Source organism: Janthinobacterium sp. LS2A (assembly GCF_036543145.1).
Lineage (GTDB): Bacteria > Pseudomonadota > Gammaproteobacteria > Burkholderiales > Burkholderiaceae_D > Janthinobacterium > Janthinobacterium aestuarii.
The window spans coordinates 1-26,142 of record NZ_JAZHPB010000009.1; the positions used below are offsets into that span (position 1 = coordinate 1).

The 26,142-nt window shown below is 63.5% G+C and carries 26 protein-coding genes and 1 riboswitch; of the genes, 19 read left to right on the forward strand and 7 right to left on the reverse strand.

Translation table 11 applies throughout. The features are described 5' to 3' along the window. Nucleotides 1–94 precede the first annotated feature (94 nt). The 13 genes from cobT (at nt 95) to V3C40_RS22580 (ending at nt 12,957) form a co-directional block, all read left to right on the forward strand. Entirely contained in the window at nt 95–1,135 is a 1,041-nt protein-coding gene (gene cobT / locus V3C40_RS22520) for a nicotinate-nucleotide--dimethylbenzimidazole phosphoribosyltransferase (RefSeq protein ID WP_331778579.1), read from the forward strand. Nucleotides 1,136–1,139: 4 nt separating this feature from the next. Beyond that, complete coding sequence (locus tag V3C40_RS22525) at nt 1,140–1,946, forward strand: adenosylcobinamide-GDP ribazoletransferase (RefSeq protein ID WP_219330145.1); 807 nt, start codon at nt 1,140–1,142, stop codon at nt 1,944–1,946. A 6-nt stretch (nt 1,947–1,952) separates the two neighbouring features. Continuing rightward, nucleotides 1,953–2,507 carry a histidine phosphatase family protein gene (locus tag V3C40_RS22530; protein ID WP_034748770.1) on the forward strand — a complete coding sequence of 185 codons (555 nt, stop codon included), beginning with the start codon at nt 1,953–1,955 and terminating at the stop codon, nt 2,505–2,507. A gap of 44 nt (nt 2,508–2,551) precedes the next feature. Then, nucleotides 2,552–2,793, forward strand: a riboswitch (cobalamin riboswitch). A 127-nt stretch (nt 2,794–2,920) separates the two neighbouring features. Beyond that, complete coding sequence (locus V3C40_RS22535) at nt 2,921–4,792, forward strand: TonB-dependent receptor domain-containing protein (protein ID WP_331778580.1); 1,872 nt, start codon at nt 2,921–2,923, stop codon at nt 4,790–4,792. 89 nt (nt 4,793–4,881) lie between these two features. Then, a complete protein-coding gene (locus tag V3C40_RS22540; protein ID WP_331778581.1) occupies nt 4,882–5,907 on the forward strand; it encodes a FecCD family ABC transporter permease in 1,026 nt (341 codons plus the stop codon). 7 nt (nt 5,908–5,914) lie between these two features. Continuing rightward, the gene (locus V3C40_RS22545) at nt 5,915–6,682 is read left to right on the forward strand and encodes an ABC transporter ATP-binding protein (RefSeq protein WP_331778582.1); all 768 of its coding nucleotides are present in this window, start codon (nt 5,915–5,917) and stop codon (nt 6,680–6,682) included. A gap of 1 nt (nt 6,683) precedes the next feature. Continuing rightward, on the forward strand, nt 6,684–7,316 hold the full coding sequence (cobO, locus tag V3C40_RS22550) for a cob(I)yrinic acid a,c-diamide adenosyltransferase (RefSeq protein WP_331778583.1): 633 nt from the start codon (nt 6,684–6,686) through the stop codon (nt 7,314–7,316). A gap of 7 nt (nt 7,317–7,323) precedes the next feature. Beyond that, nucleotides 7,324–7,890 (forward strand): bifunctional adenosylcobinamide kinase/adenosylcobinamide-phosphate guanylyltransferase, encoded by a 567-nt coding sequence (gene cobU / locus V3C40_RS22555; RefSeq protein ID WP_034748782.1) that lies wholly within the window; start codon nt 7,324–7,326, stop codon nt 7,888–7,890. Continuing rightward, nucleotides 7,884–8,837: an adenosylcobinamide-phosphate synthase CbiB gene (gene cbiB, locus V3C40_RS22560; RefSeq protein ID WP_034748785.1), complete on the forward strand. Its 954-nt coding sequence runs from the start codon at nt 7,884–7,886 to the stop codon at nt 8,835–8,837. The genes cobU and cbiB overlap by 7 nt, the downstream gene beginning before the upstream one ends. Continuing rightward, nucleotides 8,830–9,816 carry a threonine-phosphate decarboxylase CobD gene (gene cobD, locus V3C40_RS22565; protein WP_331778584.1) on the forward strand — a complete coding sequence of 329 codons (987 nt, stop codon included), beginning with the start codon at nt 8,830–8,832 and terminating at the stop codon, nt 9,814–9,816. Before cbiB ends, cobD begins: the two co-directional genes overlap by 8 nt. After that, nucleotides 9,813–10,712 (forward strand): cobalamin-binding protein, encoded by a 900-nt coding sequence (locus V3C40_RS22570; RefSeq protein WP_034748791.1) that lies wholly within the window; start codon nt 9,813–9,815, stop codon nt 10,710–10,712. The genes cobD and V3C40_RS22570 overlap by 4 nt, the downstream gene beginning before the upstream one ends. Further along, nucleotides 10,709–11,506 carry an ABC transporter substrate-binding protein gene (locus V3C40_RS22575; protein WP_331778585.1) on the forward strand — a complete coding sequence of 266 codons (798 nt, stop codon included), beginning with the start codon at nt 10,709–10,711 and terminating at the stop codon, nt 11,504–11,506. The genes V3C40_RS22570 and V3C40_RS22575 overlap by 4 nt, the downstream gene beginning before the upstream one ends. Further along, nucleotides 11,503–12,957, forward strand: coding sequence for a cobyric acid synthase (locus V3C40_RS22580; RefSeq protein ID WP_331778586.1), 1,455 nt, complete (start codon nt 11,503–11,505; stop codon nt 12,955–12,957). The genes V3C40_RS22575 and V3C40_RS22580 overlap by 4 nt, the downstream gene beginning before the upstream one ends. Before the next feature lie 66 nt (nt 12,958–13,023). Here the strand turns inward: V3C40_RS22580 and V3C40_RS22585 are convergent, their stop codons facing one another. Next, entirely contained in the window at nt 13,024–14,166 is a 1,143-nt protein-coding gene (locus tag V3C40_RS22585; protein ID WP_331778587.1) for a hypothetical protein, read from the reverse strand. A gap of 204 nt (nt 14,167–14,370) precedes the next feature. On the opposite strand from V3C40_RS22585, the gene V3C40_RS22590 reads away from it, so the two are divergent. The 6 genes from V3C40_RS22590 to yacG all read left to right on the forward strand — a co-directional run bounded on the left by V3C40_RS22590 (nt 14,371) and on the right by yacG (nt 19,797). Continuing rightward, nucleotides 14,371–15,843, forward strand: a complete 1,473-nt coding sequence (locus tag V3C40_RS22590; protein WP_331778588.1) for a DHA2 family efflux MFS transporter permease subunit — start codon at nt 14,371–14,373, stop codon at nt 15,841–15,843. Nucleotides 15,844–15,916: 73 nt separating this feature from the next. Then, nucleotides 15,917–17,113, forward strand: coding sequence for a type II secretion system F family protein (locus V3C40_RS22595; RefSeq protein WP_331778589.1), 1,197 nt, complete (start codon nt 15,917–15,919; stop codon nt 17,111–17,113). 105 nt (nt 17,114–17,218) lie between these two features. Further along, nucleotides 17,219–18,088 carry a prepilin peptidase gene (locus tag V3C40_RS22600; protein WP_331778687.1) on the forward strand — a complete coding sequence of 290 codons (870 nt, stop codon included), beginning with the start codon at nt 17,219–17,221 and terminating at the stop codon, nt 18,086–18,088. Between the two features lie 33 nt (nt 18,089–18,121). Next, complete coding sequence (coaE, locus tag V3C40_RS22605) at nt 18,122–18,769, forward strand: dephospho-CoA kinase (RefSeq protein WP_331778590.1); 648 nt, start codon at nt 18,122–18,124, stop codon at nt 18,767–18,769. Nucleotides 18,770–18,831: 62 nt separating this feature from the next. Continuing rightward, nucleotides 18,832–19,587 (forward strand): cell division protein ZapD, encoded by a 756-nt coding sequence (gene zapD / locus V3C40_RS22610; protein WP_034748811.1) that lies wholly within the window; start codon nt 18,832–18,834, stop codon nt 19,585–19,587. Between the two features lie 18 nt (nt 19,588–19,605). Then, a complete protein-coding gene (gene yacG / locus V3C40_RS22615; RefSeq protein WP_034748814.1) occupies nt 19,606–19,797 on the forward strand; it encodes a DNA gyrase inhibitor YacG in 192 nt (63 codons plus the stop codon). 13 nt (nt 19,798–19,810) lie between these two features. Here the strand turns inward: yacG and V3C40_RS22620 are convergent, their stop codons facing one another. The 6 genes from V3C40_RS22620 to secA form a co-directional block, all read right to left on the reverse strand. Next, a complete protein-coding gene (locus V3C40_RS22620; protein ID WP_070305640.1) occupies nt 19,811–20,227 on the reverse strand; it encodes a hypothetical protein in 417 nt (138 codons plus the stop codon). Nucleotides 20,228–20,230: 3 nt separating this feature from the next. Next, the gene (locus V3C40_RS22625; RefSeq protein ID WP_070305643.1) at nt 20,231–20,440 is read right to left on the reverse strand and encodes a FitA-like ribbon-helix-helix domain-containing protein; all 210 of its coding nucleotides are present in this window, start codon (nt 20,438–20,440) and stop codon (nt 20,231–20,233) included. Between the two features lie 119 nt (nt 20,441–20,559). Then, a complete protein-coding gene (locus tag V3C40_RS22630; RefSeq protein ID WP_070305645.1) occupies nt 20,560–20,982 on the reverse strand; it encodes an NUDIX domain-containing protein in 423 nt (140 codons plus the stop codon). After that, the gene (locus V3C40_RS22635; protein WP_070305647.1) at nt 20,979–21,860 is read right to left on the reverse strand and encodes an ATP-binding protein; all 882 of its coding nucleotides are present in this window, start codon (nt 21,858–21,860) and stop codon (nt 20,979–20,981) included. The genes V3C40_RS22630 and V3C40_RS22635 overlap by 4 nt, the downstream gene beginning before the upstream one ends. After that, entirely contained in the window at nt 21,857–23,095 is a 1,239-nt protein-coding gene (gene argJ, locus V3C40_RS22640) for a bifunctional glutamate N-acetyltransferase/amino-acid acetyltransferase ArgJ (protein ID WP_034784989.1), read from the reverse strand. The genes V3C40_RS22635 and argJ overlap by 4 nt, the downstream gene beginning before the upstream one ends. A gap of 154 nt (nt 23,096–23,249) precedes the next feature. Beyond that, complete coding sequence (gene secA / locus V3C40_RS22645) at nt 23,250–26,018, reverse strand: preprotein translocase subunit SecA (RefSeq protein ID WP_072456940.1); 2,769 nt, start codon at nt 26,016–26,018, stop codon at nt 23,250–23,252. Between the last annotated feature and the right edge of the window lie 124 nt (nt 26,019–26,142).

The following is a 26,142-nucleotide window of genomic DNA, read 5'->3' on the forward strand; positions in this document are numbered from 1 at the left end:
CGAACTCCCCGCAAGCGCTAATTTGCATCTGGGCAAATATTGCTGTGTGATATCGTAGTGCCAACCATACCCTGCCTCATCCATATAGATTCCCATGCCTATCCCACACATTACCTCTACCGCCAATCCCACCCTGTCCAGCGCCCTCGAACACGCCATCAATAGCAAGACCAAGCCGCTGGGCAGTCTCGGCATGCTGGAAACCCTGGCCCGCCAGATCGGCCTGATCCAGCAAAGCACGCAACTGGCATTGCGCCAGCCCGCCATCATCGTTTTCGCGGCCGACCATGGTGTCGTCGCCGAAGGCATTTCCGCCTATCCGCAAAGCGTGACGTGGCAAATGGTGGAGAACTTCCTCGGCAACGGCGCCGCTATCAATGTCTTCGCCCGCCAGAGCGATTGCGCCCTCTATATAGTAGACGCCGGCGTGAACCATGACTTTGGCTCACGCGACGGCTTGCTCGACCGCAAGCAAGGCCCAGGCACCCGCAACTTTGCCAAAGAGCCCGCCATGAGCGAGGAGCAATGCCTGGCCGCCATGCAAGCGGGAATGGACCTGGTCGCCACACTGGATGGCAATGTGCTGGGCTTTGGCGAAATGGGTATCGGCAACACCACGGCCGCCGCCGCACTGATGCACAAGCTGACCGGCACACTCATCGCCGACTGCGTGGGCGCCGGCACCGGCCTGTCGAAGGAAGGGATACTGCACAAACAGCAGGTGATCGAAGCGGCCGTCGCCCATCATGCGGCAGTCAATGCGCCACTCGACGTGCTGGCCACCTTTGGCGGCTTCGAAATCGCCATGATGGCCGGCGCCATGCTCAAAGCGGCCGAACGGCGCATGATCTTGCTGATCGACGGCTTTATCGTCAGCAGCGCCCTGCTGGTGGCAGCCCGTTTGCAGCCGGCCATTCTCGATTACTGCGTGTTTTCGCACTGCTCCGATGAAAATGGCCACCGCCAGTTGCTGGCCAGCCTGGAAGCACGTCCGCTGTTGCAGCTCGATTTGCGCCTCGGTGAAGGCACGGGTTCGGCGCTGGCCTTGCCGCTGCTGCACGCGGCCGTCAACTTCATGCGCGAGATGGCGACGTTTGCCTCGGCCCAGGTCAGCGAAAAGTCCACGCCAGACTAAGACGATGGCCAATCCCGTTTCCGCCGCCATCCATCAATGCCGATTATTCTTCATCGCGCTGCAGTTCTTCACGCGCCTGCCCATCCCTCGCTGGGTGGGTTTCGAGCCAGCATGGCTGCAGCACGCTTCGCGCTACTTTCCATTGGTGGGCGTCGTGGTGGCCGCCATCAGTGGCGTCGTGTATCTGCTGGCAAGCTGGCTCCTGCCTTCGGCGGTGGCCGTGCTGCTGGCCGTCGCCGCCGGCATTTACCTGACGGGCGCTTTCCATGAAGACGGCTTTGCCGACATGTGCGACGGTTTCGGCGGCGGCCTGACGCGCGAACGGGTGCTGGAAATCATGAAGGATTCGCGCATCGGCGCGTATGGCGCGATCGGCATCCTGTGCCTGCTGGCAATCAAATGCGCGGCGCTCGTTTCGCTGCCGCCTGCCACGGTGGTAGCCACCTTATTCATCGCTCATCCACTCTCGCGCCTGGCCGCCGTCTCGCTGATCTGGGCCATGGATTATGCACGCGATGAAGGCAAGGCCAAGCCGATGGCGCAGGAGATGACTACGGGAGAATTCATCATCGCCGCCGTCTGCGGTCTGCTACCTGCCATCGCCTGCGGCCTGCTGGGAATATTCTATTGGGCCACGCTGGTCTTTGCTATCGTGGCGGCGGCGGCTGCCGCATTCTGGCTGGGCCGCAAATGCCAGCGCCGCCTGCAAGGCTATACGGGCGACTGCCTGGGCGCCGTACAGCAGGTGGCGGAAGTGGCGATTTACCTGGCAATCCTTTCCAGCTTCCAGCCTCCATTGCGCTTCTACTGAACAAGCATGCGCCTGATCCTCGTTCGCCACCCCACGCCGCAGGTGACCAGCGGCACCTGCTATGGCCGCAGCGACGTGGCGGTGGCGCCGCACGAAATGGCCACGGTGCGCGCCAGCCTGCAAGCGACTTTGCCGGCCGGCGTGCCGCTCTACGCCAGTCCGCTGCGCCGCTGCGCCGGCCTGGCGTCAGCATTGGCGCAAGACTTGCCCTCCAGCGCCCTGCACCTTGATGCGCGGCTGGTCGAAATGGATTTCGGCGCCTGGGAAATGCAGCCCTGGCACGCGATTGCGCGCGCGGACATCGATGCCTGGGCGGCCGACCTGGCCTGGTACCGGCCCGGCGGCGGCGAGAACGTGCTGGCGATGGCTGCCCGCGTCGATGCGTTTTTAGGCGATCTGTTGCGCGAACAACACGAAACGGCCATCATCATCTGCCATGCGGGCACCATCCGCCTGCTGTCGGCATTGCAAGCCCGGCTGCCATTGGAGGAAACTGCCCTGCTGGCCGCCCGTTCCGCCCATAAAATCGCCTACGGTGCGACGGTCGTCGTCGATTTCTGATATCGAAGCGCCCAGCCAGCCATTTCAGTCCACGCCCACTGCACGTATAATGGCGGGGTTTTGGTGCCCGCGTTCATGTCCATGAGCGCAGTTAAACGGGAAACACGATGCCGCGCTCGCGGCGAACGTGTGCTGCCCCCGCAACGGTAAGCAAGTGTCGCCCCTCCCAACAGGACGCGGGCGACAAGCTATCTCTGACAACCACTGTGCTTGCAATCATCGAGCATGGGAAGGTGGGATAGCCGCACTTGCCAGCCCGGATACCGGCCAGGACAGGTGGAAGTGTGCGAACGGGGATGTTCGCGATCCGAATGGCCCATGGCCATCTTCGATCGTCATCTTCAGTTCCCACTTCTGTTCAATCTGGCCTACGGGGACGTCGGCTGGTTGCATATTACTTACTGAAAACTATCATGACCCATGCTGTTTCCCGCCACGCGGCGCTCACGTCGCTCGCGCTAGCCATTGCCGCGCCTGCCGCTTTCGCCCAAGCCACGCCAGACACCTTCGATCCCGTCGTCGTCACCGCCAGCCGCTACCCGCAACACCTGAGCGAAGTATTGAGCGATACGCAGACCATCAGCTCGGACGACATCGCGCGCTCGGGCGCCAGCTCGATTGTCGACCTGCTGCAAAAACAACGCGGCATCGAAGTGGCGCGCAACGGCGGCGCAGGCACCGCGGCCAGCGTCTTCATTCGCGGCGCGAACAGCAACCAGAATATCGTGCTGGTTGACGGCGTGCGCATTGGTTCGTCCACCCTGGGTACGGCCAACTGGAGCGCCCTGCCCCTTTCCAGCATCGACCACATTGAAATCGTCTACGGCCCACTGAGTACCATGTACGGTGCGGACGCCATCGGTGGCGTGATCCAGATCTTCACGAAGAAAGGCGACGGCGCCGCGCGCGTCTCTGCTTTCGCCGGTTACGGCAGTAACAACACGCGCCAGGTCGAAGCCCAGGTGGCAGGTTCCACCGGCGGTCCGAACAGCTTCAGCTATGCGCTGGCGGCTGGCAAGGAAAAATCGGATGGCTTCTCGGCTTCGAAGATCGGTGCATCGCCTGAGTACACCTACAATCCGGACAAAGACGGCTACGACAAGGAAAGCTTCAGCGGCCAGTTCGGCTACCAGATGGCCAAGGGCCATGAAGTCGGCCTGGTCCTGTTGAACAGCAAGCTGAAAGCCCAGTACGACGCCGGTCCTGGCTACGATGCGCGCAGCAACCAGAAACTGGAAAACATTTCGGTCTTCACGAAGAACGAATTCCTGCCCAACTGGACCAGCGAACTGCGTTATGCGGAAGCACGCGACAAGTCGGGCGACGACAGCAGCGCCGGCTCGTGGGGCAAGAGCCAGATCGACACCAAGCAGACCGATATAACCTGGCAGAACGACATCCGCATCGGGCGCGACAACCTGCAGCTGCTGGCCAGCTACCGCGATGAAGACGTCACGTCGAGCAGCACGCCGGAAGTCACGGGCGCACGCCATACCAAGTCCTTCGCAGCGGCGTACAACATGGTGCGCGGCGCGCATCTGTTCAACATCAGCGGCCGCAGTGACGACAGTTCCGCATTCGGCACGCACAACACGGGCAGCGTCGCCTACGGCTACCGCATCACCAACGCATTGCGCGCCAGCGCCAGCTACGGCACCAGCTTCCGCGCACCGACCTTCAATGAACTGTACTACCCGGGCTATGGCCTGGCGACGAACAAACCGGAACAGGGCCGCAACGTCGAAGTGGGTCTGCGTTACGACGACGGCGTGTCGAAACTGAGCGCCAGCTACTACCACAACAAGGTCACCGACCTGCTGGTCAATACCTCGCCTTGTCCCGATCCGCTGTTCACCGGCTACGGCTGCGCCTACAACGTCAACAAGGCGCTGCTGGAAGGCCTGACGATCGCGGGTGCACGCAAGTTCGGCGCGTTCAACGTCAGCGGCAACATCGATCTGCAAGATCCACGCGATGAAACCAAGGACAAGCAACTGGTACGCCGCGCCAAGAAACACGCCAACTTCGCCGTCGACTACACGTTGGGCGCGCTGACCTCGGGCGCCGAATGGCAGCTGTCGGGCAAGCGTTTCGACGATGCCGCCAACAAGAACGTCCTGGGCGGCTATGGCCTGGTCAATCTGTACGCCACCTACCAGTTCGCCCGCGACTGGTCGGTGCTGGCACGCTGGAACAATATCGCCAACAAGGACTACGAACTGGCCCGCTTCTACGCGACACCAGGTTCGAAAGTCTTCGTCGGTGTGCGCTACGGCATGAAATAAGCACGTAGTAATGATGTAAGCTGCGGGCGATGGCATTGTTGTCATCGCCCGCAGATGCAGTTCTGCAGTCCCCGTTTTTAAGGCAGTACATGCACCCATTTTTCCGCAATATGCGCCACCGCGCCACCGTGATCCTCACGGTGCTGATCGTGTGCGCGATTGCCAGCCTGATTTTCTCCGGCATGATCGGCTCGATCGCGATCCCGTTCGCCGACCTGCCTTCCGCCCTGTTCCATGTCGTACAGGGCAAGACCGACACCCTCGCCTCCACCCTGCTCGACCTGCGCCTAGGCCGCGCGCTGACTGCCTTTGTCACCGGCGCGGCGCTGTCGCTGGCGGGCCTGATGATGCAGGCGTTGCTGCGCAATCCCCTGGCGGACCCGTATGTACTGGGCATTTCCGCCGGCGCTTCCGTCGGTGCGCTGGCCGCGCTGCTGTTCATGTGCGCGCTGTGGGTGGTCGATGCGGCCGCCTTTGCCGGCGCCGTCGGCGTCTCCATGCTGCTGTACTTCTTTGCCCGGCGCGACCTGCGCGGTGGCACGGCGGCCGAAGGCGGCGCCTCGCTCTTGCTGCTGACGGGCGTGATCCTGGCTTCGGCCTGCATGGCCATCGTCACCCTGATGCTGTCCATCGCCCCGGAAAGCCGCTTGCGCAGCATGGTGTTCTGGATGATCGGCGACCTGTCCGGCGCACCTGCGCGGCTGATGCCGTGGCTGGTCCTGGCCGGCGCCCTCGTCTTCGCCTTGCGCTGCGCGCGCTCGCTGAACGTCATGGCGCTGCACGCGGAAGCGGCCAGCACCCTGGGCGTGCGCGTGGGCGCGCTGCGCAAGGGCCTGTTTTTCTGTTCCGGCCTGCTTACGGCCAGCGCCGTCACCAGCGCCGGCAGCGTGGGCTTCGTCGGTCTGATCGTGCCGCATGCGCTGCGCTTTGCCTGCGGCCCCGACCACCGCCTGCTGATACCGGCCGCCGCGCTGGCTGGCGGCACCTTCCTCGTACTGGCCGATACCTTGGCGCGCACCGTGCTGGCACCCTTGCAGCTGCCCGTCGGCGTGGTGACAGCCATGATCGGTGCGCCCGTCTTCCTGTACCAATTGCACCGTTTGCGCAGGCGATGAAACAAGCATGATACGCACCTACCAACTCGGCCTGAAAGCGGGCACACGCTCCCTCGTGGAAAACCTCATCTGGCAAATCAGGGATGGCGAATGCTGGAGCGTGATCGGCCGCAACGGCGCTGGCAAAAGCACCTTGCTGCGCACCCTGGCCGGCTTGCGCGAACCGGATGCCGGCCACGTGACGATACAGGGCCGCGCCCTGATCGACTGGCCATTGGAAGAGCTGGCGCGCGAACGGGCTTTCCTGGCGCAGGCGCGCCACGACGCGTTCTCGTACCGCGTGATCGAAACGGTGCTGTCGGCGCGCCACCCGTATCACGACAATCACTATTGGGAAGGCAGCGACGACCAGCGCATCGCCCTGGCGGCGCTGGCCTCGATGGAAGTGGAACACCTGGCCGAGCGCGACGTGCGCAGCCTGTCCGGCGGCGAACGCCAGCGCGTGGCGATCGCCGCCATGCTGGCGCAAGATACGCCCTTGCTGCTGCTCGATGAACCGGCCAACGCGCTGGACCTGGCGCACCAGGTCAGCGTCATGGGCCTGCTGGCCAGACTGTGCCGCGAACAGAATAAAACCGTGGTCATGGTGGGGCATGACCTGAACCTGGCGCACAGCGTCTCGACCCATGCGCTGCTGCTGATGGGCGATGGCGGCTGGCTGGCTGGCCCCGTGGCCGACGTGATGCAGGCGTCCATCCTGGGCGACTACCTGGGCCACCCTATCGAGATCATCGAGCACGGCAAACGCAAGATATTCATACCAAAAGAGGACTGACATGAGCGAAAACAAAAACATCGATGCGGACACCGCCGCCATCAACGAGCGCCACCGCGTGCGCATGGAACGCAAGAAGGCCATCATCGACGCGGCCATCGCCAAGGCCGACAAGGAAATCGGCATCATCATCGTCAACACGGGCAATGGCAAGGGCAAGAGTTCGAGCGGCTTCGGCATGGCCATCCGCGCCATGGGCCACGGCATGAAAGTGGGCGTGGTGCAGTTCATCAAGGGCGCCATGTCGACGGGCGAAGAAAAATTCCTGCGCCGCTTCCCCGACGAAATCAGTTTTCATGCGATGGGCGAAGGCTATACATGGGAAACGCAGAACCGCGAGCGCGACATCGAAAAGGCTGAACTGGCATGGGAACAGGCGAAGACCTTCCTGGCCGACCCAAGCTATGGCCTGGTGCTGTTTGACGAACTCAATATCGCCCTCAAGTACAACTACCTCGACGTGCACAAGGTCATCACCGACCTGCTGGAACGCCCGGCCATGCAGCACGTGGTCATCACGGGCCGCGGCGCACCGGACGAACTGATCGCGATCGCCGACACCGTCACCGAAATGGCCGTCGTCAAGCATGCGTATGCGGCCGGCATCGGCGCACAAATCGGCACCGAGTGGTAACAGCGCCATGACGCGCACCCTGGTCTTCGGCGGCGCCCGTTCCGGCAAGAGCGCCCATGCAGAAAAGCTGGCCCGCGAGTCCGGCAGGGAAGTACTCTACATCGCCACCGCGCAGGCGGGCGATGGCGAAATGGCCACGCGCATCGCGCATCACCGTGCGCAGCGCCCGGCCGAGTGGGCCACCTTGGAAGAACCGCTGCGCCTGGGCGACGCCATCCTGCGGGAAGCACGGCCCGGCCGCCTGCTGCTGGTCGACTGCCTGACCCTGTGGCTGACGAACCTGATGTTTTCCACTGGCGAGACGTACCCGGACGTGGGCGACATCGCCCTGCCAGAACTATTCCACAGCGAGCGCGCCCACCTGCTGTACGCGCTGGCCGAAGTCGAAGACACCGGCTGTGATCTTGTACTGGTCTCGAACGAAGTAGGCATGGGCATCGTGCCCTACGGCGCCATCTCGCGCTGCTTCACCGATGAAGCGGGCCGCTTGAACCAGGCCGTGGCGGCCGTGTGCGACAAGGCTGTCTTTGTCGCCGCCGGCCTGCCGCTGTACCTGAAAGGCGGCCCATGCTGAGCGGCCTGTCGCTACCCATGCTGGCCGCCTTGATGACGGCCGGCGTGCTGCTCGACATGCTGCTGGGAGAAACGCGCCGCTGGCATCCGCTGGTCGGATTTGGGCGCATCGCCAACGTACTGGAACGCCTGCTGAACCGGGGCCGCGGGCGTTTGCTGCGCGGCGCGCTGGCGTGGTCGCTGGCCGTGCTGCCCATCAGCTATGCGGCCTACTGGCTGTGCGGCCTGGCGGGCGCAGCGCTCCACGTCTTCCTGCTCTATCTTTGCCTGGGCCTGCGCAGCCTGCGCGACCACAATCAACCGATCGCCGATGCCCTGGCCATCGATGACCTGGACAACGCGCGCCTGCTGACGGCGCGCATCGTCAGCCGCGACACGGCCAATGCCGACGCGGCCAGCCTGGCCAAGGCCAGCACAGAATCCTTGCTGGAAAACGGCAACGACGCCGTCTTCGGCACCCTGTTCTGGTTTGCCGTGGCGGGCGGCCCCGGCGCCGTGCTATTCAGGCTGGCCAATACGCTCGACGCCATGTGGGGCTATCGGAACGAGCGCTACGACTGGTTCGGCTGCTGCGCCGCGCGCATCGACGATGTTCTGAACTATCTTCCGGCGCGCCTGACGGCCCTGTCGTATGTCTTGCTGGGCAAAACCATGGCCGACAAACAGCGCGCCTGGCACTGCTGGCGTAGCCAGGCCCCCAACTGGGGCAGCCCGAATGCGGGTCCCGTGATGGCCAGCGGCGCCGGCGCCCTGGGCCTGGCCCTTGGCGGTGACGCCATCTACGACGGTGAACTGGAACGCCGTCCGCCGCTGGGTGCCGGCCGCCCGGCCGAAGCGCGCGATATCGACCGCGCCTGGCGCCTGGTGGCGGAAACGGCCGTCCTGTGGCTGATCTGGGTGGCGCTGCTGGCGGGCCTGTTCTACCTGAAGGGGAAATACCTTGCTTGAACATGGCGGCAACCTGCGCGACGCCGCGCGCGAATATGGCAGACCGCTGGCCGACTGGATCGACCTGTCGACCGGCATCAACCCGCACTGGTATGCAGCGCCAGCACCCGACGCCAATGCCTGGCACCGGCTGCCGGAGTCCGATCCTGCGCTGGCCGCAGCCGCCTGCAGCTACTATGACGCGCCAGCCATGCTGCCCGTGGCGGGCACGCAGGCCGCCATCCAGGCCCTGCCCCGGCTGCGCGCGCCGTCGCGCGTGGTGGTGGCCGCGCCCTCGTATGCGGAACACGCACACCACTGGGGCCAGCAAGGCCACCAATTGCGCCAAGTGCCGTATGCGCAACTGGCCGATGCGGTGGACAGCTGCGACGTGCTGGTCGTCTGCAATCCGAACAATCCCACGGGCGAACGCATCTCCCCCGCACTGCTGCTGGAATGGGCGGGCAAGCTGGCCGCGCGCGGCGGCTGGCTGGTGGTCGATGAAGCGTTTGGCGACACGGAAGCCCACGCCAGTCTCGGTCCGCACTCGGGCCAGCCGGGCCTGATCGTGCTGCGCTCCATCGGCAAATTCTTTGGCCTGGCGGGACTGCGCCTGGGCTTTGTCGCCGCCCATCCCGCGCTGCTGGGACAGCTGGCCGACATGCTGGGCCCGTGGGCCGTCAGCGGCCCGGCGCAGCAGGTGGCACTGGCGGCGCTTACCGATACGCACTGGCAAAACGCGATGCGCGAACGCCTGCGCGGCCAAGGCGACCGCTTGCATCAGCTGTTGGCCGCGCACGGCATCGCCAGCAGCGGCACGGCGCTGTTTCAGTGGTGGCCCGAAGATCGCGCCGAAGCGTTCTGGCGCCACATGGCGGAATCGGGCATCTGGGTGCGCCTGTTCCGCCACGCCGCCCACGGCATCCGCCTGGGCCTGCCCCCCGACGAACACGCCTGGCTGCGCCTGCAGCAGGCCCTCACCGCATGGAAGCACACATGAAAATCCTGAACATATCGCTGCTGCTGGCCGGACTGGTCTCGCTGCAAACGCATGCCGCCATCACCGTGCGCGACGACGACGGCAATACCGTCACCGTGGAAAAACCGGCGCAGCGCATCCTGGCGCTGGCCCCGCATGTGACGGAACTGCTGTTCGCAGCCGGTGGCGGCGAGAAGATCGCCGGTGTCGTCAGCTATAGCGACTACCCGGAAGCGGCCAAGAAGATTCCGCAGGTGGGCGATAACCGCCAGTACGACATGGAACGCATCATCGCCATGAAGCCGGACCTGATCGTCGTGTGGATGCATGGCAGCGCCGAGCGCCAGATCGCCATGCTGCGCCAGTTGAAGGTGCCGATCTATCACAGCGAACCGCGCAAGCTGGCCGATATCCCCGACAGCATGGAGCGCCTGGGGCAGCTGATGGGCACGGAAAAGACCGCCAAGCCGGCCGCCGCCCAGCTGCGCGCCAAACTGGCCAGCTTGACGGCGCAATATGCGCAGCGCCCGCCCGTGCGCGTGTTTTACCAGGTGTGGGATAAGCCCTTGTACACCTTGAGCGGCGCGAGCATCATCAGCGATTCGATGCGTGTATGCGGCGGCCAGAATGTGTTCGCCGCGATGAAGGTGGTGGCGCCCGTCGTCACGCCGGAAGGCGTGTTGCAGGAAGACCCGGAAGTCATCTTCGGCACCAGCGAAAAAAGCGATCCGCGCAGCGAAGGCGGTCTGGCCATGTGGCGCGCCTTCCCGTCGATGACGGCCGTGCGCAAAAATAATCTGTTCCGCCTGAATGGCGACCTGCTGAACCGCGCCGGCCCGCGCATGATCGAAGGCACGGCCGCCATGTGCGAACAGCTGGAAATGGCCCGCCAGCGCCGCACCAAGGCTGCTCAATGAGTCACTACCAGCGCATCGCCTGTTTGTCGACGGAAGCCGTGGAGACGTTGTACGCGCTGGGCGCCGAAGACGTCATCGCCGGAATCTCCGGCTTTACCGTGCGCCCTCCTCGCGCACGCGAGGAAAAGACCAAGATCAGCGGCTTTTCGTCCACGAACCTGGAACGCATCCTGGCAGTGAAACCGGACCTCGTGATCGGTTTTTGCGACATGCAGGCCGATATCTGCCGCGACCTCGTCAAGGCCGGCATCGAAGTGCACCAGTTCAACCAGCGCACGGTGGACGGCATCCTGCGCATGATCGCCGTGCTGGCCGCGCTGGTGCGGCGCGAGGAAGCGGGCAACGCATTGATCGCCAGCCTGCGCGCGGACATCGCCACTGCCCGAGCCCGCGCCGCCGCCTGGACGCGCAAGCCCGTGATTTACTTTGAAGAGTGGAACGATCCCCTGATGAGCGGCATCGGCTGGGCGGCGGAACTGATCGGGATCGCCGGCGGCACGGACGCTTTCCCGGAACTGTCCGCGCATCCCGGCGCGAAGGAACGCATCATCGCCGATCCGTTGAGCGTGGTGGCACGCGCGCCCGACATCATCCTCGCCAGCTGGTGCGGCAAGAAATTCCAGCCAGCACAACTGGCGACACGCCCGGGCTGGGAGGCCATTCCCGCCGTACGCAATGACATGCTGTTCGAGATCAAGTCGCCCGACATTCTGTCGCCTGGCCCGGCGGCGATTACCGAAGGGCTGCGCCAGATCAGCGACATCATCGCGCAGTGGCAGGAGCGGCAGGCATGAAGAGTCCCTTCCCCGCCCTGATGGTGCAAGGCACAACATCCGACGCGGGCAAGAGCACCGTCGTCGCGGCCCTGTGCCGATTGTTAAAGCGCCGTGGCGTGACCGTAGCGCCGTTCAAGCCGCAGAACATGGCCTTGAATAGCGCCGTGACGAGCGACGGCGGCGAAATCGGCCGCGCGCAAGCCTTGCAGGCGCTGGCTTGCGGTATCGCGCCGCACACGGACATGAATCCGGTGCTCTTGAAACCGTCGTCGAACACGGGCGCACAGGTGATCATCCACGGCAAGGTGCGCGCCGAGATGGATGCGCGCGACTACCAGCAATATAAAACCATCGCCATGGGCGCCGTGCTGGAATCGTACGCGCGCTTGCGCCAGCAGTACGATGCCGTCGTCGTCGAAGGCGCGGGCAGCCCGGCCGAAGTCAACCTGCGCGCGCGCGACATCGCCAACATGGGCTTTGCCGAAGCCGTCGACTGCCCCGTGATCCTGGTGGCCGACATCGACCGGGGCGGCGTCTTCGCGCACATCATCGGCACCCTGGCATGCCTGTCCGACAGCGAGCGGATGCGCATCGTCGGTTTCGTCATCAACCGCTTCCGCGGCGACATCTCGCTGCTGCAACCGGGCATCGAGTGGCTCGAACAGCAGACGGGCAAACCCGTGCTGGCCGTGCTGCCCTATCTGCAAGGCCTGTTCCTCGACGCGGAAGACGCCGTCGAAGCAATGCAGGCCGAGCGGGGCGCCTTCAAGGTGGTGGTGCCGCAACTGCCGCGCATCAGCAACCACACGGACTTCGATGCGCTGCGCGCCCACCCCGAGGTCGACCTGCAATTCATCCAGCAGGGGCAGCCGATTCCAGCGGCCGACCTGGTGATCCTGCCCGGCAGTAAAAACACGCGCGGCGACCTGGCCTGGCTGCAACAGCAAGGCTGGCCCGCCTACATGGCAAAACACCTGCGCTACGGCGGCAAGGTGCTGGGCATTTGCGGCGGCTTCCAGATGCTGGGGCAAAGCGTGCGCGATCCGCTGGGCGTGGAAGGCGCGGCGGGCGAGTCAAAGGCACTGGGACTGCTCGACATGGTGACGGAACTGACAAGCGAAAAACGGCTGGAACATGTGAGCGGCCACTGCGCGTTTGACGGCGCGGCCGATGCGCGCGTGGCAGGCTATGAAATCCATATGGGACTCTCGCATGGCGCGGCGCTGGCGCAGCCGGCCTTTGTCATCGATGGCCGCCCGGAAGGCGCCGTGTCGGGCGACGGGCAAATCCTCGGCAGCTATTTGCATGGCATGTTCGACACACCCGCCGCGTGTTCGGCGCTGCTGCGCTGGGCCGGGCTGGACTCCGGCCACACGGTGGATACCGCCGCCCTGCGCGAGGCCAGCCTGGAGCGGATTGCCGATGCGGCGATACCGTTGATGGATGCACTGGAACGTCTGCCACGCTGATGGTGGTGTCGGGTTACGCCGTACCGGCTAACCCGACCTACTCACACAGGCACGTGGCGGCACCTCTTAATTTTTCAGGCACGCGCCCATATACGAGCGGTCGGTCGAGAATTCGACCGCCATGCTCGACGACACCGGCATGAACATCGAGTAATCCGCCGGCACGTCGGCCGGGTCCTTGAACACGGCGATGCCATCGAAATCGACGGCCTGCGCGCCCAGGCCCAGCTTGTTGATGGTGATGGTTTCCGCATGCGTCTTGCCGGCGGTGTTGTTGGTGATGGTGGCGGTGCTGCCGGCCACCATGATCTTCGCGCTGATGCCCGGCGCCGCGCAGGCGTAGCTGCCGGCGATTTCGGCGCCGATCTTTTGCTGTTTGGCGGCGACGATGGTGCCCACGCGCAGCACGTTCTGCTGGTTGCGGCTGTAGCGGTCGATGAACAGCGCCAGCCCCCGGTCCCCGGCGTGCACGTGCACGATGCCGAAGTCCTGGTCACCCTGGCGGGCGATGATCAGACCATGCGCCGCGTCACGGACCAGGGTCAGGCTGGCATTTTCCGCTTCCAGCTGCGGCGATACCGCGGAGCACACGCCTTGCGCATTGAACACACCGCCATTGCACAACTGCGCGCTGCCATCGGTCGCCACCTTGAGGCTGCCTTTCGGATTGAAACGGTCGCCGCCGTTCGAAGCATTGCGCATGGCACCGAGGAAGATATAGTTGCCGGCCAGCTTGGCCACGTCCGTGACGGCATAGCCGGTGCCGCTGACGTTGGAATGCATGTTGCCCAGTTTCACGGTCCCCGTCAGCAAGCGCGTACGCGCATCGACGGTGACGCTGAAATCCGTTCCCGTGTAAGTGGTGAGATGGCCGATGGTGGCAGCGCTGAACGTGCCGCTGCGGTCGGCCAGGCCGAACTGCGTCGACAGCACGCGGATGGCGTAGGTTTTCTTCGCGCTGTCGAACGTGATGCGCCACGTGTCGCCGATATCGGCCGCCACGTCATACACCGTCTCATCCCCATTGGCGCCGGCGATCACGGCCAGGCCAGCCTCCTTGGCCACGGCGGCTGACGCCACGGCCACGCTGTCGGCGGAAACGACGGGCGGCGTCACCACGACGGGCGGCGTGACCGGTGCTGCCGGCGTGCCGCCACCGCATGCGGACAGGACCGCGCCCAGGACAAGGAAGGTAAGTGCATTTTTCATGTGGTGTGACTTTCGGGGAAATAGAGAGGGAGCTGCCTGAAACACATGCTAGCCTTGCCCACAATCTATTGCCATGGAACAAATGTTCCATGGACTCTGCCCCGGCACGCTGCCAAAATGAAAGGCGCGGGCGGCACGCCTGCGTCATTTATGTGACAATTCGTCGTACTGTCGGCTCCGTTTTTCCTCCTCAGGCTCGCATCCATGACCAGTTCCCCGATTAAAAGCTACCTTCCCTGGGTGGTCGCCACCGCCCTGTTCATGGAGCAACTCGACTCCACCATCGTCAACACCGCCATCCCCGCCATGGCCGCCAGCCTCAACGTGACGCCGCTGAGCCTGAAGGCCGTCGTCACCAGCTACATCCTGAGCCTGGCCGTGTGCATTCCCATCAGCGGCTGGATGGCCGACCGCTTCGGCACGCGGCGCGTGTTTTCCGCCGCCGTTGCCATCTTTACCATCGCTTCCATCCTGTGCGGCCTGTCCGTGAATGCCCCCATGCTGGTGGCCGCGCGCCTGCTGCAAGGGGTGGGCGCGGCCATGATGATGCCAGTGGGCAGGCTCACCATCATCCGCACCTTTCCCAAGTCGCAATTGCTGGCGGCCATGAATTTCGTCATCATCCCCGCCCTGATCGGCCCCCTGCTGGGCCCCACGGTGGGCGGGCTGATCGTGCACTGGCTGTCGTGGCGCGAGATTTTCTTCGTCAACGTGCCTGTCGGCCTGGTGGCCTTGTACCTGGCGCACCGCTACATGCCCGATTACTATGGCGACAAGCCCCGTCCACTGGACCTGATCGGCCTGGTCCTGTTCGGCACGGGCATCGCACTGCTGTCGTGGCTGCTGGAAATCTTCGGCGAACACCGCATCGACGGCACCTCGTTTGCCGTGCTGCTGTTCATTTCCATCAGCCTGCTGGCCGCGTATGCCTGGCATTCGAGCGAAGTGCTGCACCCGCTGCTGCGCCTGACCCTGTTCAAGATCCGCACCTTCCGCGTCTCCGTGGTGGGCGGCTTCGTCACGCGCCTGGGCGTGGGCGGCCTGCCCTTCCTGTTGCCGCTGCTATACCAGCTGGGCCTGGGCTTGCCCGCCTGGCAGTCGGGCTTGCTGATGATGCCGTCGGCCGCGGCAGCCATGGGCATGAAATTCATTTCCGCGCGCGTGCTGGCCCGCTTCGGCTACCGCCAGGTGCTGATCGTCAACACCGTACTGATCGGCGTCACCATCGCCATGTTTTCGCAGGTGGGCGTGGGCACGCCCCTGTACGTGATCGTCGCCATCAGCCTGTGCATGGGCTTTTTCAATTCGCTGCAGTTTTCCAGCATGAACACCATCGCGTATGCCGACGTCGACAAGGCCGATTCCAGCATGGCCAGCACCATCGCCAGTTCGATGCAGCAACTGTCGATGAGCTTTGGCCTCGCCTTCGGTTCGCTGATCACGGGCTGGTACCTGGGCGACATGCCGCAGTCGGACCGCGCCATGCTCAGCACGGCGCTGCACCACGCCTTCCTGACCCTGGCCGCCCTGACGGTGCTGTCCTCGCTGACGTTCTGGACCTTGCGCCGCGACGATGGCGAAAGCATCAGCAAGGGCACGGACAACGACGAGGAAGATGCGGCCGACGTGAAGGCCCAGGCCGTTGTGCAGACGGAAGTGCAAACCAAGAAAGGCTGAGCCACATCAAGCTTGCCGCCAGCGCCGCTGGCGCTTTGGCCCGGCGCTGCTACTGTGACGGCAGGAGGTGCACATGGCGGCCGAGCGGCGCTTTGCGTGGAAAGGCACGGATCGCCATGGCAAGGCGGTCGATGGCATCTTGCGCGCGACCGACACCACCACGGCCAAGGCCGCGCTCAGACGCCAGGGCATCCTTGCCAGCAAGGTAAAAGCCCCGCGCGCCGCGCCCGGCAAGGCCATCACACACAAGGATATCGCCCTGTTCACGCGCCAGCTGTCGACCATGATGGCGGCCGGCGTGCCGCTGCTGCACGCCTTCGACATCGCCGGCAAGGGCCATGCCAAACCGGCCGTCACGGAGCTGATGCGCGACTTGCGCCACGACATCGAAGCGGGCAGCAGCCTGCAGCAGGCCTTCCGCCAGTTCCCCCTGCTGTTTGACGAGCTGTATTGCAACCTGCTGGCGGCGGGCGAACAGGCCGGCATCGTGCAGGACTTGCTGGCGCGCCTGGCCACCCACCAGGAAAAGGCCATCGCCCTGCGGCGGCAAGTGCGCGGCGCGCTGATGTATCCGCTGGTCATCGTGCTTGTCGCCATCGTCGTCACGGCCATCATCATGAGCGTGGTCGTGCCCGCCTTCCGCCAGGTCTTCGACAGCTTCGGCGCGCCCTTGCCGCTGCCCACCCTCGTCGTCATGGGCGTGTCCGCCTTCCTCGTCCATTACTGGCTGGCCTTGCTGGCGGCGCTCGTGTTCGCTTGCGTGCTGCTGCGCCTGGCCTGGCGCCGCTGGCCCGCCTTGCGGCGCAACACACAACTGCGGGCGCTGCGCCTGCCCGTGTTCGGCCCGCTTCTGCGCAAGGCGGCGATCGCCCGCTGGACACGCACCCTGGCCGCCATGTTCGCCGCCGGCGTGCCGCTGCTCGACTCGCTCGGCCTGGTAGGCGCCGCCTCCGGCCACGCGCTGTACCAGGAAGCGACAACGCGCATCGAGCGTGAAATCCGGGCCGGCGGCAGCCTGGCCCTGGCCATGGAACACAGCGGCGTGTTTCCCCCGCTGCTCACACAACTGGCCCTGATCGGCGAGGAATCGGGCGCCCTCGACGCCATGCTGTCGCGCGCGGCCGACATCGTCGAGGCCGACATCGACGTCACCGTGGCCACCCTCTCGGCCCTGCTGGAACCGGCGCTGATGGTCGTGCTGGGCGTGCTCGTCGGCTCCCTCGTGATCGCCCTGTATTTGCCGATTTTCAAGCTGGGCGCCGTGATTTAAAGGTGAAGCCACGCAAAACGTCCCCATGCACCGGCAGATGTTTTACACTGCGGCAGTGCCAGGCAATGTTTGCGCGGCAACATCATCACCTCAGACCACTCCACCATGCTGCAAGATACCCTGCTGTTCGCCGCGCCCGGCAACCTGCCCGTCGCCCTCGTCGCCGCCCTGTTCGGCCTGATCGTCGGCAGCTTCCTCAACGTGGTGATCCACCGCGTGCCGAAAATGATGCAGCGCGACTCCGACAATTACGTGGCGGAAGAAAGCGGCTTGCCCTTGCCGCACACGGACCGCTACAACCTGATGCTGCCACACTCGAACTGCACCGCCTGCGGCCACCGCATCACGGCCATGGAAAACATTCCCGTCCTCAGCTACCTGCTGCTGCGTGGCAAGTGCAGCGCCTGCAAGGCGCCCATCTCCGTGCGCTACCCGCTCGTCGAGCTGCTGACGGGCGCGCTGTCGGCCCTGTTAATCTGGCACTTCGGCAGCGGCTGGACGGGCCTGGCCACGCTCCTGTTTGCGTATTTGCTGATCGCCATGACCTTCATCGATGCCGATACGCAAATGCTGCCAGACGACCTCACCTTCCCCCTGCTGTGGGCAGGACTGCTGGTCAATATCAACGGTACTTTCGTGCCCCTGCAAGAGGCCGTCATCGGCGCGGCCGCCGGCTACCTGGCCTTGTGGGCCGTGTACTGGGCCTTCAAGCTGGCGACAGGCAAGGAGGGAATGGGCTATGGTGACTTCAAATTGCTGGCTGCGCTCGGTGCGTGGCTGGGCTGGACCATGCTGCCGACGATCATCCTGTTGTCATCGCTGGTGGGTGCCGTGGTCGGCATCGGCCTGATCGTGTTTGCCAAGCGCGGGCGCGACAAGCCGATTCCGTTCGGCCCCTACCTGGCGGCGGCGGGCCTGATCGCGCTGCTGTACGGCGCACCCCTGTCGCGGCTTACACTGGGCCTGACCGGCTGACCGGCGCTGCACTGCGCCCCTATGGATAAATACATGCAACGACAAAACGCCCCGTATTTCAGCGTCGGCCTCACCGGCGGCATCGGTTGCGGCAAGAGCACGGTGGCAGACATGTTCGCCGCGCGCGGCGCCTCCATCGTCGACACCGACCAGATCGCCCACAGCCTGACGGCGCCCAATGGTGCGGCCATGCCGGCCCTGGTGGCGGAATTTGGCGCCGGCTACGCCGATGCGCGTGGCGCCCTCGACCGCACCAAAATGCGCAACCTCGTGTTTTCCGACGCCGCCGCCAAGGCGAGACTGGAAGCCATCCTGCACCCGCGCATTCGCCAGGCCACCCTGGCGGCGGCCGAAGCAGCGACGGGCAGCTACGTGATCTTTGCCGTGCCCCTGCTGGTCGAGTCCGGCGGCTGGGTGGAACGGGTCAACCGGGTACTGGTCATCGATTGCGTGGAAAGTTTGCAAGTGTCGCGCGTGATGGCGCGCAATGGCTTATCTGAAGAACAAGTCAAAGCCATCATGGCCACGCAGGCCACGCGCGCCATGCGCCTGGCGGCGGCGGACGATGTGATCGACAACAACGGCGATTTGGCGTCCTTGGCACCGCAGATTGCCCAGTTGCACGATTTATATCTGGCATTTTCAAAAAGAATGGCTGGAATGGCCCCGCAACGTTTGTAATTTGTCGACGCTTGGTTCAAAATCACGGGATTGTTTGCAGGTCCTTACTTAAGGGAATTATTTTGATTGTCTACGAATACCCTTTCAACGAACGCATACGTACCTTGTTGCGGCTGGAAGACCTGTACGACAAATTCAAGTTCTTCATCCAGCAAGAGCATGCAATGCAGCACCATGTTGCCTTGGCAACCATTTTCGATATGCTCGAAGTGGCGGGCCGCGCCGACCTGAAGTCCGACCTGCTGCAGGAACTCGAGCGCCAGCGCCAAAGCCTGCTCGGTTACCGCAGCAATCCGAATGTGGAGCCGGAAACCCTCGATGCCATCCTCGGTGAACTCGACAGTGTCAGCGGCGCCCTTGTGGCGGCGCAAGGCAAGACAGGCCAGAATATCCGCGACAATGAATGGCTGATGAGCATCCGCGGCCGCACCATCATCCCGGGCGGCGCCTGCGAATTCGACTTGCCGTCGTATTTTGCCTGGCAAAAACGCAGCTCCGAACAGCGCCTGACCGACATTCACGCGTGGTTCGCCCCGCTGGCGCCGCTGTTCGATGCGCTGGCCCTCGTCTTGCGCCTGCTGCGCGATTCCGGCGGACCCGTTAAACTGATCGCCAATGGCGGCAGCTACCAGCAAATGCTGCAAGGCAAGGTGTACCAGATGCTGCGCCTGAGCCTTGATGAAAACAGCGGCGCCATCCCGGAAATTTCCGCCAACAAATACATGCTGTGGGTACGCTTCACTACCCAAGGCGGCGACTTGAAACCCAAGCCGCTGGAAGAAGATGTCCCGTTCGAGCTCACGCTCTGTAATTTTTAACTGTTACTTATTTGCCCCATCATGACCGTCGTTAACTGCCCTACCTGTGCCGCCAAAGTCGAATGGACTGAAGCCAACAAATTCCGCCCCTTCTGCTCGGAACGCTGCAAGCAGATCGACCTGGGTGCCTGGGCCGAAGAGAAATACACGATCCCCGCCGCCGACCCGTTTGAAGATCCCCTTGCGGATGAAGACAACAAGCCACAGTAAGCCGCAATGAGCCTCAACTAAACGGATTTTCCAGGCGCAGCCCCTGCGCCACGAAACTGTCGAGCCTGCCACTGACCACCGTCAAGCCATAGGCGATGCCCATCGCCGCGATCTGCCCATCGACGCCATGTGCGTGGCCGCGGCCATGCAGACGCGCGCATACGAGCGCACAATCGAGGTCGAATTCCAGCAGCCGCGGCGCATATTCCGCCAGCACGGCTTCCAGCCAGCCTTCCAGCGCCAGTGCTTCCAGCGCCGCTTCGCGCCGCCAGCAGCACTGTATGCCTGCACGCAATTGGGCGATCACCTGCACCGGCACATAACGCGCCTCGGGCGCCACCCGCTCGAAAAAATCGGCCACTCCCGCCGGCGCGGCGCTGCCCTTGCGCGCCGCAACGATTACATCCGTATCGACCAGGTAAGCCGGCATGGCTCAGGGGCGGCGCTCGAAATCCGCATCGAAGCCCACGTCGGGCATGCCGCGCAAAATATCGTCGAGCGGACGCTTCGGCAGCGGCCGCAAGGCGCTGCGCAAGATGTCGCGGTGCTCGTCTTCGATGCTGCGCCCATGCGCGCGGGCACGCTTGTGCAAGGCGGCAATCAGCAATTCATCGGTATCGGTAAAGGTCAGTGTCAGCGGCATGCGAAACTCCCGGTGCTTGATGAAAGCACTGTAGCGCAAAGCGCCGACTATACAAGGAGAGTCACAGCAAAGCTTGCGCCAGCACGCAGCATGCTGCTGCCCGCTGGCACAAGTAAGGATTAAGCAGGTGCCAGCGATTCCCGGCGTACCTCATTTAACCATTCCAGCAGGGGAATGGTGGCCGGCAGCAAGGGTTCCACGCCGACCGTGCCCTGCCAGGCGAACGCCTGTCCTTCCAGGCTTTGCGGCTCGCCCCGCCATTCGCGGCTGATATAGAAATGCAGGCGCACATGGGCGTGCGGATACACATATTCGACGCCGCACCAGGCTTCGGCACTGTCGATATGCAAGCCCAGTTCCTCGACAAACTCACGTTTCAAGGCATCAAAAATGGCTTCGCCAGGCTCGACTTTACCGCCAGGAAATTCCCAATAGCCGTCATACGGCTTACCGGCCGGACGCTGGCCCAGCAGCACGTCGCCATTCGGCTTCATCAGGATGCCGACGGCGACGTCGACCGGTTTGATTTTCACTTCGCTCATTGCGGCAACTTTCCCGCAGGAAGTTTCCCCGCATAATCTCGCGCAAATTGCCACGCCACCCGGCCCGACCGGGAACCGCGCTGCAAGGCCCAGCGCAGGGCATCGCCACGCGCTGCCGCGATCTGCTCCGGCGTGCAACCGAACGAGGCGAGCCAATGGGCCGCGATATCGAGGTAATCATCCTGCTTGAACGGATAGAACGACAGCCACAGGCCGAAGCGTTCGGACAGCGAGATTTTCTCTTCCACCGTCTCGCCCGGGTGCAGATCGCCATCGTCGTCCGTCTTGTAGCTCGTGTTGTCCGACATCCGTTCCGGCATCAGGTGACGGCGGTTCGAGGTGGCGTAGATCAGCACGTTGTCCGATTGCGCGGCGATGCTGCCGTCGAGCGCCACTTTCAGCGCCTTGTAGCCGCTCTCGCCCTCTTCGAACGACAGGTCGTCGCAAAAGATGATAAAGCGCTCGGGGCGTGCCGCCACCAGGTCGACGATGTCGGGCAAGTCGGCCAGGTCCGCCTTGTCGACTTCGATCAGGCGCAGGCCCTGGTCGGCGAACTGGTTCAGGCATGCCTTGATCAGCGACGACTTGCCCGTGCCGCGCGCGCCCGTCAGCAGCACGTTGTTGGCCGGACGCTTAGCGACGAACTGGCGCGTGTTCTGCTCGATCTGCGCTTTTTGCGTGCCGATATTGTGCAAGTCGTCCAACGCGATGTTCGACACGTGGGCCACGGCCTGCAAATAAGGCAGCGCGCCCTGGCGCCGGCGCCAGCGGAACGCAAAGCTGTTCCAGTCGGTTGCCGGCAAGGCCGGCGGCAAGATCGACTCGAGGCGCGCCAGCACCCGCTCGGCGCGGATCAGGAATTGATCGAGGCCGGTCATGAGCGGTAGTCGGCGTTGATCGACACGTAGTCATGCGACAGGTCGCACGTCCACAGGGTGGCCGTGGCATCGCCGCGCGCCAGCTTGACGCGGATGGTGATTTCGCTTTGCTGCATCACGCGCTGGCCATCCTGTTCCTGGTAGTCGGGGTTGCGGCCGCCATTCTTGGCCACCCACACGTCGTCCAGGTACAGATTCAATTGGCCCACGTCCAGATCGTCCACGCCCGCATAGCCGATGGCGGCCAGGATGCGGCCCAGGTTCGGGTCGGACGCGAAGAACGCCGTTTTCACCAGCGGCGAATGGGCGATGGAATAGGCGATCTTGCGGCACTCTTCCACGTTGCGGCCGTCTTCCACGGTCACGGTCATGAACTTGGTCGCGCCTTCGCCATCGCGCACGATGGCTTGTGCCAGAAAGGTCGACAGCTCGGTGACGGCTGCGGCCAGTTCCGCATAGTGCGGCGAGTCGATGGAATCGATGACCAGGCTGCCGGCGCCCGTGGCGACCAGCATGAACGAGTCATTGGTGGACGTGTCGCCGTCGATGGTGATGCAGTTGAACGATTTATCGGCCGCCTGTTTCACCAGTTGGTCCAGCACCGGTTGCGCCACGGTGGCGTCGAACGCGAGGAAACCGAGCATGGTGGCCATGTTCGGCTTGATCATGCCGGCGCCCTTGCTGATGCCCGTCAGGGTCACCGCGTGGCCACCGATGGTGACCGTGCGCGAACCGGCTTTCGGCTGCGTGTCGGTGGTCATGATGGCTTCGGCGGCCGAGAACCAGTTATCCGAGGTCAGCGCGGCCACGGCTTGCGGCAAGCCGGCGACGAGGCGCTGCACGGGCAAGGGTTCCAGGATCACGCCAGTGGAAAACGGCAAAATCTGCTGCGGCGTGCAGCCCAGCAGCTCGGCCAGCGCGGCGCAGCTGGCCTGCGCGTCGGCCAGACCCGATTCGCCCGTGCCCGCATTCGCGTTGCCCGTATTGACCAGCAGCGCGCGGATCGGCGCGGCGCCGGCCGTCACGGCCGCCAGGTTGGCTTTCGAGATTTGCACGGGCGCGGCGCAGAAGCGGTTCAATGTGAACACGCCGGCCACGGTGGCCGTCGGCGCCAGTTTCAATACCAGCAAATCCTTGCGGTTGGGTTTCTTGATGCCGGCTTCGGCAACACCGATTTCAATGCCGGCGACGGCTTTCAAGTCGGCGGCGACGGGCTTGGGAGAATTGACGGCCATGGTGAGTTCTTCTGCGAGGGAAAATGGAAGCGCTATTGTAGCGCCTTCGCGGCGCTGGTGAACATGCGTGCCCACACATGCGCGCCCGCAAATTGAAAAGGCATAAAAAAACGGAGACCGCAGTCTCCGTTTTTGTTCAGGCTGTCAAACCGCCTTATGCCAGCTTGCCGTGGCAAGCTTTGTATTTTTTACCGCTGCCGCAAGGGCATGGGTCGTTACGGCCCACTTTGACGCCCATGCTCACGCTCATGTCGTCAACGTTGTCCATATTGCCACCGGCCGCAGGCGCCAGCAGTTCTTCCGGCGCCGCGTTCGGGTCGAATTCGGCGTGCTGGTAGTGCACGTTTTCCACGTGCGACTGCTGCATCGCCTGTTCGGCCGCATCGACTTCTTCGCGCGACTGGATGCGTACCGTCATCACGTGTTTCGTGACGTCGTTCTTGATCATGTCGAGCATCTGGCCAAACAGTTCAAACGCTTCGCGCTTGTATTCCTGTTTCGGGTTCTTCTGCGCATAGCCGCGCAGGTGAATACCCTGGCGCAGGTGATCGAGTGCCGCCAGGTGTTCGCGCCAGTGGCTGTCCACGCTTTGCAGCATGACATTGCGCTCAAAGCCGCCAAACGATTCCTTGCCGACGATATCGATCTTCGACTGGTACACGGCATCGGCCGCGGCCAGCACTTTTTCCAGGATCTCTTCGTCCGTCAGGGTCGAATCAGCTTCCAGCAATTGCTGCAGCGGCAAGTCGAGCTGCCATTCGCTGGCCAGGGTGTTTTCCAGGCCCTTGATATCCCACTGCTCTTCCACCGATTCGTGCGGCACGTACTCGTGCACCAGGTCGGTGAACACGCCGTGGCGCAGGGAAGCGATCATGTCCGAGATGTCGGTCGTTTCCAGCAGCTCGTTGCGCTGCTGGTAGATGACTTTACGCTGGTCGTTGGCGACGTCATCGTATTCCAGCAATTGCTTGCGGATGTCGAAGTTGCGCGCTTCGACCTTGCGCTGGGCCGATTCGATCGAACGCGAGACGATGCCTGCCTCGATCGGTTCGCCTTCCGGCATTTTCAAACGGTCCATCACGGCGCGCACGCGGTCGCCGGCGAAGATGCGCAGCAGCGCGTCGTCGAGCGACAAATAGAAGCGCGACGAACCAGGATCGCCCTGGCGGCCGGCACGGCCACGCAGCTGATTGTCGACGCGGCGCGATTCGTGGCGTTCGGTGCCGATGATGTGCAAGCCGCCCGCATTGACCACGTGGTCGTGCAGGGATTGCCATTCATCGCGCAAGGTCTGCGACTGGGCTGCCTTGTCGGCGTCGCTCAGTTCAGCATTGGCTTCGATGAATTTGATCTGGTTCTCGACGTTACCACCCAATACGATGTCCGTACCGCGACCGGCCATGTTGGTGGCGATGGTGATGGCTTTCGGACGGCCTGCCTGGGCGATGATTTCCGCTTCGCGCGCATGCTGCTTCGCGTTCAGCACGTTGTGCGGCAAACCGGCCTTAGTCAGGATGCCCGACAGCAGTTCCGAGTTCTCGATCGAGGTCGTACCGACCAGCACGGGCTGGCCGCGCTCGTAGCAGTCGCGGATGTCGTTCAACATCGCGTTGTATTTTTCCGCCGACGATTTGTAGACCTGATCCTGGCGGTCCTTGCGCTGCAGCGGACGGTTTTGCGGGATCACGACCGTTTCCAGGCCGTAGATTTCCTGGAATTCGTACGCTTCGGTATCGGCCGTACCGGTCATGCCGGCCAGCTTGGCGTACATGCGGAAGTAGTTCTGGAAGGTGATCGAGGCCAGGGTCTGGTTCTCGTTCTGGATCTTGACGCCTTCTTTCGCTTCGACGGCCTGGTGCAGGCCATCGGACCAGCGGCGGCCCGTCATCAGACGGCCCGTGAATTCATCGACGATCACCACTTCATTGTTCTGCACCACATAGTGCTGATCCTTGAAGTACAGCGCATGCGCGCGCAGGGCCGCATACAGGTGGTGCACGAGGGTGATGTTGGCCGAATCGTACAGCGACGCGCCTTCCGGCAGCAGGCCCATCTCCATCAGGATGCCTTCGGCCTTTTCGTGGCCGGCTTCCGTCAGCAGCACCTGGTGCGCTTTTTCATCCTTGGTGTAGTCGCCCGGTACTTCAACCTTGCCCTTGCCGTCCGGCGTTTCTTCGCCGATCTGCAAAGTCAGGCGCGCAGGCACTTCATTGATCTTGTGATACAGGTCCGTATGGTTCTCGGCCTGGCCCGAAATGATCAGCGGCGTACGCGCCTCATCGATCAGGATCGAGTCGACCTCATCGACGATGCCGAAGTTCAGGCTGCGCTGCACGCGTTCGCGCGCTTCGTAGACCATATTGTCGCGCAAGAAGTCGAAACCGAATTCATTGTTGGTGCCATACGTGATGTCGGAGTTGTACGCCTGCTGCTTGGCGCTGTGCTCCATCTGCGACATGTTCACGCCAGTCGACAGGCCCAGCCATGCATACAGGCGGCCCATGGTCTCGGCATCGCGCTGCGCCAGGTAATCATTGACGGTGACGATATGCACGCCCTTGCCCGACAGGGCATTCAGGTAGGCTGGCAAGGTTGCCATCAGGGTCTTGCCCTCGCCCGTGCCCATTTCCGCGATCTTACCGAAATGCAAGACCATGCCGCCGATCATCTGCACATCGAAATGGCGCATGCGCAGGACGCGCTTGCTGGCCTCGCGGCAGACGGCAAATGCTTCCGGCAACAAGGCATCGAGCGATTCGCCAGCGGCGATACGTTCCTTGAAGGCAGGCGTTTTCGCTTGCAGCTCGGCATCCGACAGCTTTTCGATGGCCGGCTCGAGCGCATTGATCTCGCGTACCGTTTTTTGGTATTGCTTGAGCAGCCGCTGGTTGCGGCTACCGAAAATCTGGGTCAGTAATGACATGCTTGAATTCTTGAAAAAACGCCGTTAAAAAAAGCTCGGTAGGGAACAACGAGGTAGGTATCGCGTCACCGCACGGAGTTCGACTATGGCAAAAGACGATGATTTTATCATGCGTTCCCGACAT

Excerpts from the sequence above, each read along its gene's own strand:
- cbiB (WP_034748785.1), top strand. The coding sequence starts at position 7,884 with ATGCTGAGCGGCCTGTCGCTACCCATGCTGGCCGCCTTGATGACGGCC.
- V3C40_RS22535 (WP_331778580.1), top strand. The coding sequence starts at position 2,921 with ATGACCCATGCTGTTTCCCGCCACGCGGCGCTCACGTCGCTCGCGCTA.
- V3C40_RS22525 (WP_219330145.1), top strand. The coding sequence starts at position 1,140 with ATGGCCAATCCCGTTTCCGCCGCCATCCATCAATGCCGATTATTCTTC.
- argJ (WP_034784989.1), bottom strand. The coding sequence starts at position 23,095 with ATGGCCGTCAATTCTCCCAAGCCCGTCGCCGCCGACTTGAAAGCCGTC.
- V3C40_RS22590 (WP_331778588.1), top strand. The coding sequence starts at position 14,371 with ATGACCAGTTCCCCGATTAAAAGCTACCTTCCCTGGGTGGTCGCCACC.
- V3C40_RS22625 (WP_070305643.1), bottom strand. The coding sequence starts at position 20,440 with ATGCCGCTGACACTGACCTTTACCGATACCGATGAATTGCTGATTGCC.
- V3C40_RS22630 (WP_070305645.1), bottom strand. The coding sequence starts at position 20,982 with ATGAGCGAAGTGAAAATCAAACCGGTCGACGTCGCCGTCGGCATCCTG.
- V3C40_RS22595 (WP_331778589.1), top strand. The coding sequence starts at position 15,917 with ATGGCGGCCGAGCGGCGCTTTGCGTGGAAAGGCACGGATCGCCATGGC.
- V3C40_RS22575 (WP_331778585.1), top strand. The coding sequence starts at position 10,709 with ATGAGTCACTACCAGCGCATCGCCTGTTTGTCGACGGAAGCCGTGGAG.
- cobT (WP_331778579.1), top strand. The coding sequence starts at position 95 with ATGCCTATCCCACACATTACCTCTACCGCCAATCCCACCCTGTCCAGC.
- cobU (WP_034748782.1), top strand. The coding sequence starts at position 7,324 with ATGACGCGCACCCTGGTCTTCGGCGGCGCCCGTTCCGGCAAGAGCGCC.
- V3C40_RS22585 (WP_331778587.1), bottom strand. The coding sequence starts at position 14,166 with ATGAAAAATGCACTTACCTTCCTTGTCCTGGGCGCGGTCCTGTCCGCA.
- secA (WP_072456940.1), bottom strand. The coding sequence starts at position 26,018 with ATGTCATTACTGACCCAGATTTTCGGTAGCCGCAACCAGCGGCTGCTC.
- V3C40_RS22600 (WP_331778687.1), top strand. The coding sequence starts at position 17,219 with ATGCTGCAAGATACCCTGCTGTTCGCCGCGCCCGGCAACCTGCCCGTC.
- V3C40_RS22620 (WP_070305640.1), bottom strand. The coding sequence starts at position 20,227 with ATGCCGGCTTACCTGGTCGATACGGATGTAATCGTTGCGGCGCGCAAG.
- V3C40_RS22570 (WP_034748791.1), top strand. The coding sequence starts at position 9,813 with ATGAAAATCCTGAACATATCGCTGCTGCTGGCCGGACTGGTCTCGCTG.
- V3C40_RS22635 (WP_070305647.1), bottom strand. The coding sequence starts at position 21,860 with ATGACCGGCCTCGATCAATTCCTGATCCGCGCCGAGCGGGTGCTGGCG.
- V3C40_RS22580 (WP_331778586.1), top strand. The coding sequence starts at position 11,503 with ATGAAGAGTCCCTTCCCCGCCCTGATGGTGCAAGGCACAACATCCGAC.
- V3C40_RS22530 (WP_034748770.1), top strand. The coding sequence starts at position 1,953 with ATGCGCCTGATCCTCGTTCGCCACCCCACGCCGCAGGTGACCAGCGGC.
- cobO (WP_331778583.1), top strand. The coding sequence starts at position 6,684 with ATGAGCGAAAACAAAAACATCGATGCGGACACCGCCGCCATCAACGAG.
- V3C40_RS22545 (WP_331778582.1), top strand. The coding sequence starts at position 5,915 with ATGATACGCACCTACCAACTCGGCCTGAAAGCGGGCACACGCTCCCTC.
- V3C40_RS22540 (WP_331778581.1), top strand. The coding sequence starts at position 4,882 with ATGCACCCATTTTTCCGCAATATGCGCCACCGCGCCACCGTGATCCTC.
- coaE (WP_331778590.1), top strand. The coding sequence starts at position 18,122 with ATGCAACGACAAAACGCCCCGTATTTCAGCGTCGGCCTCACCGGCGGC.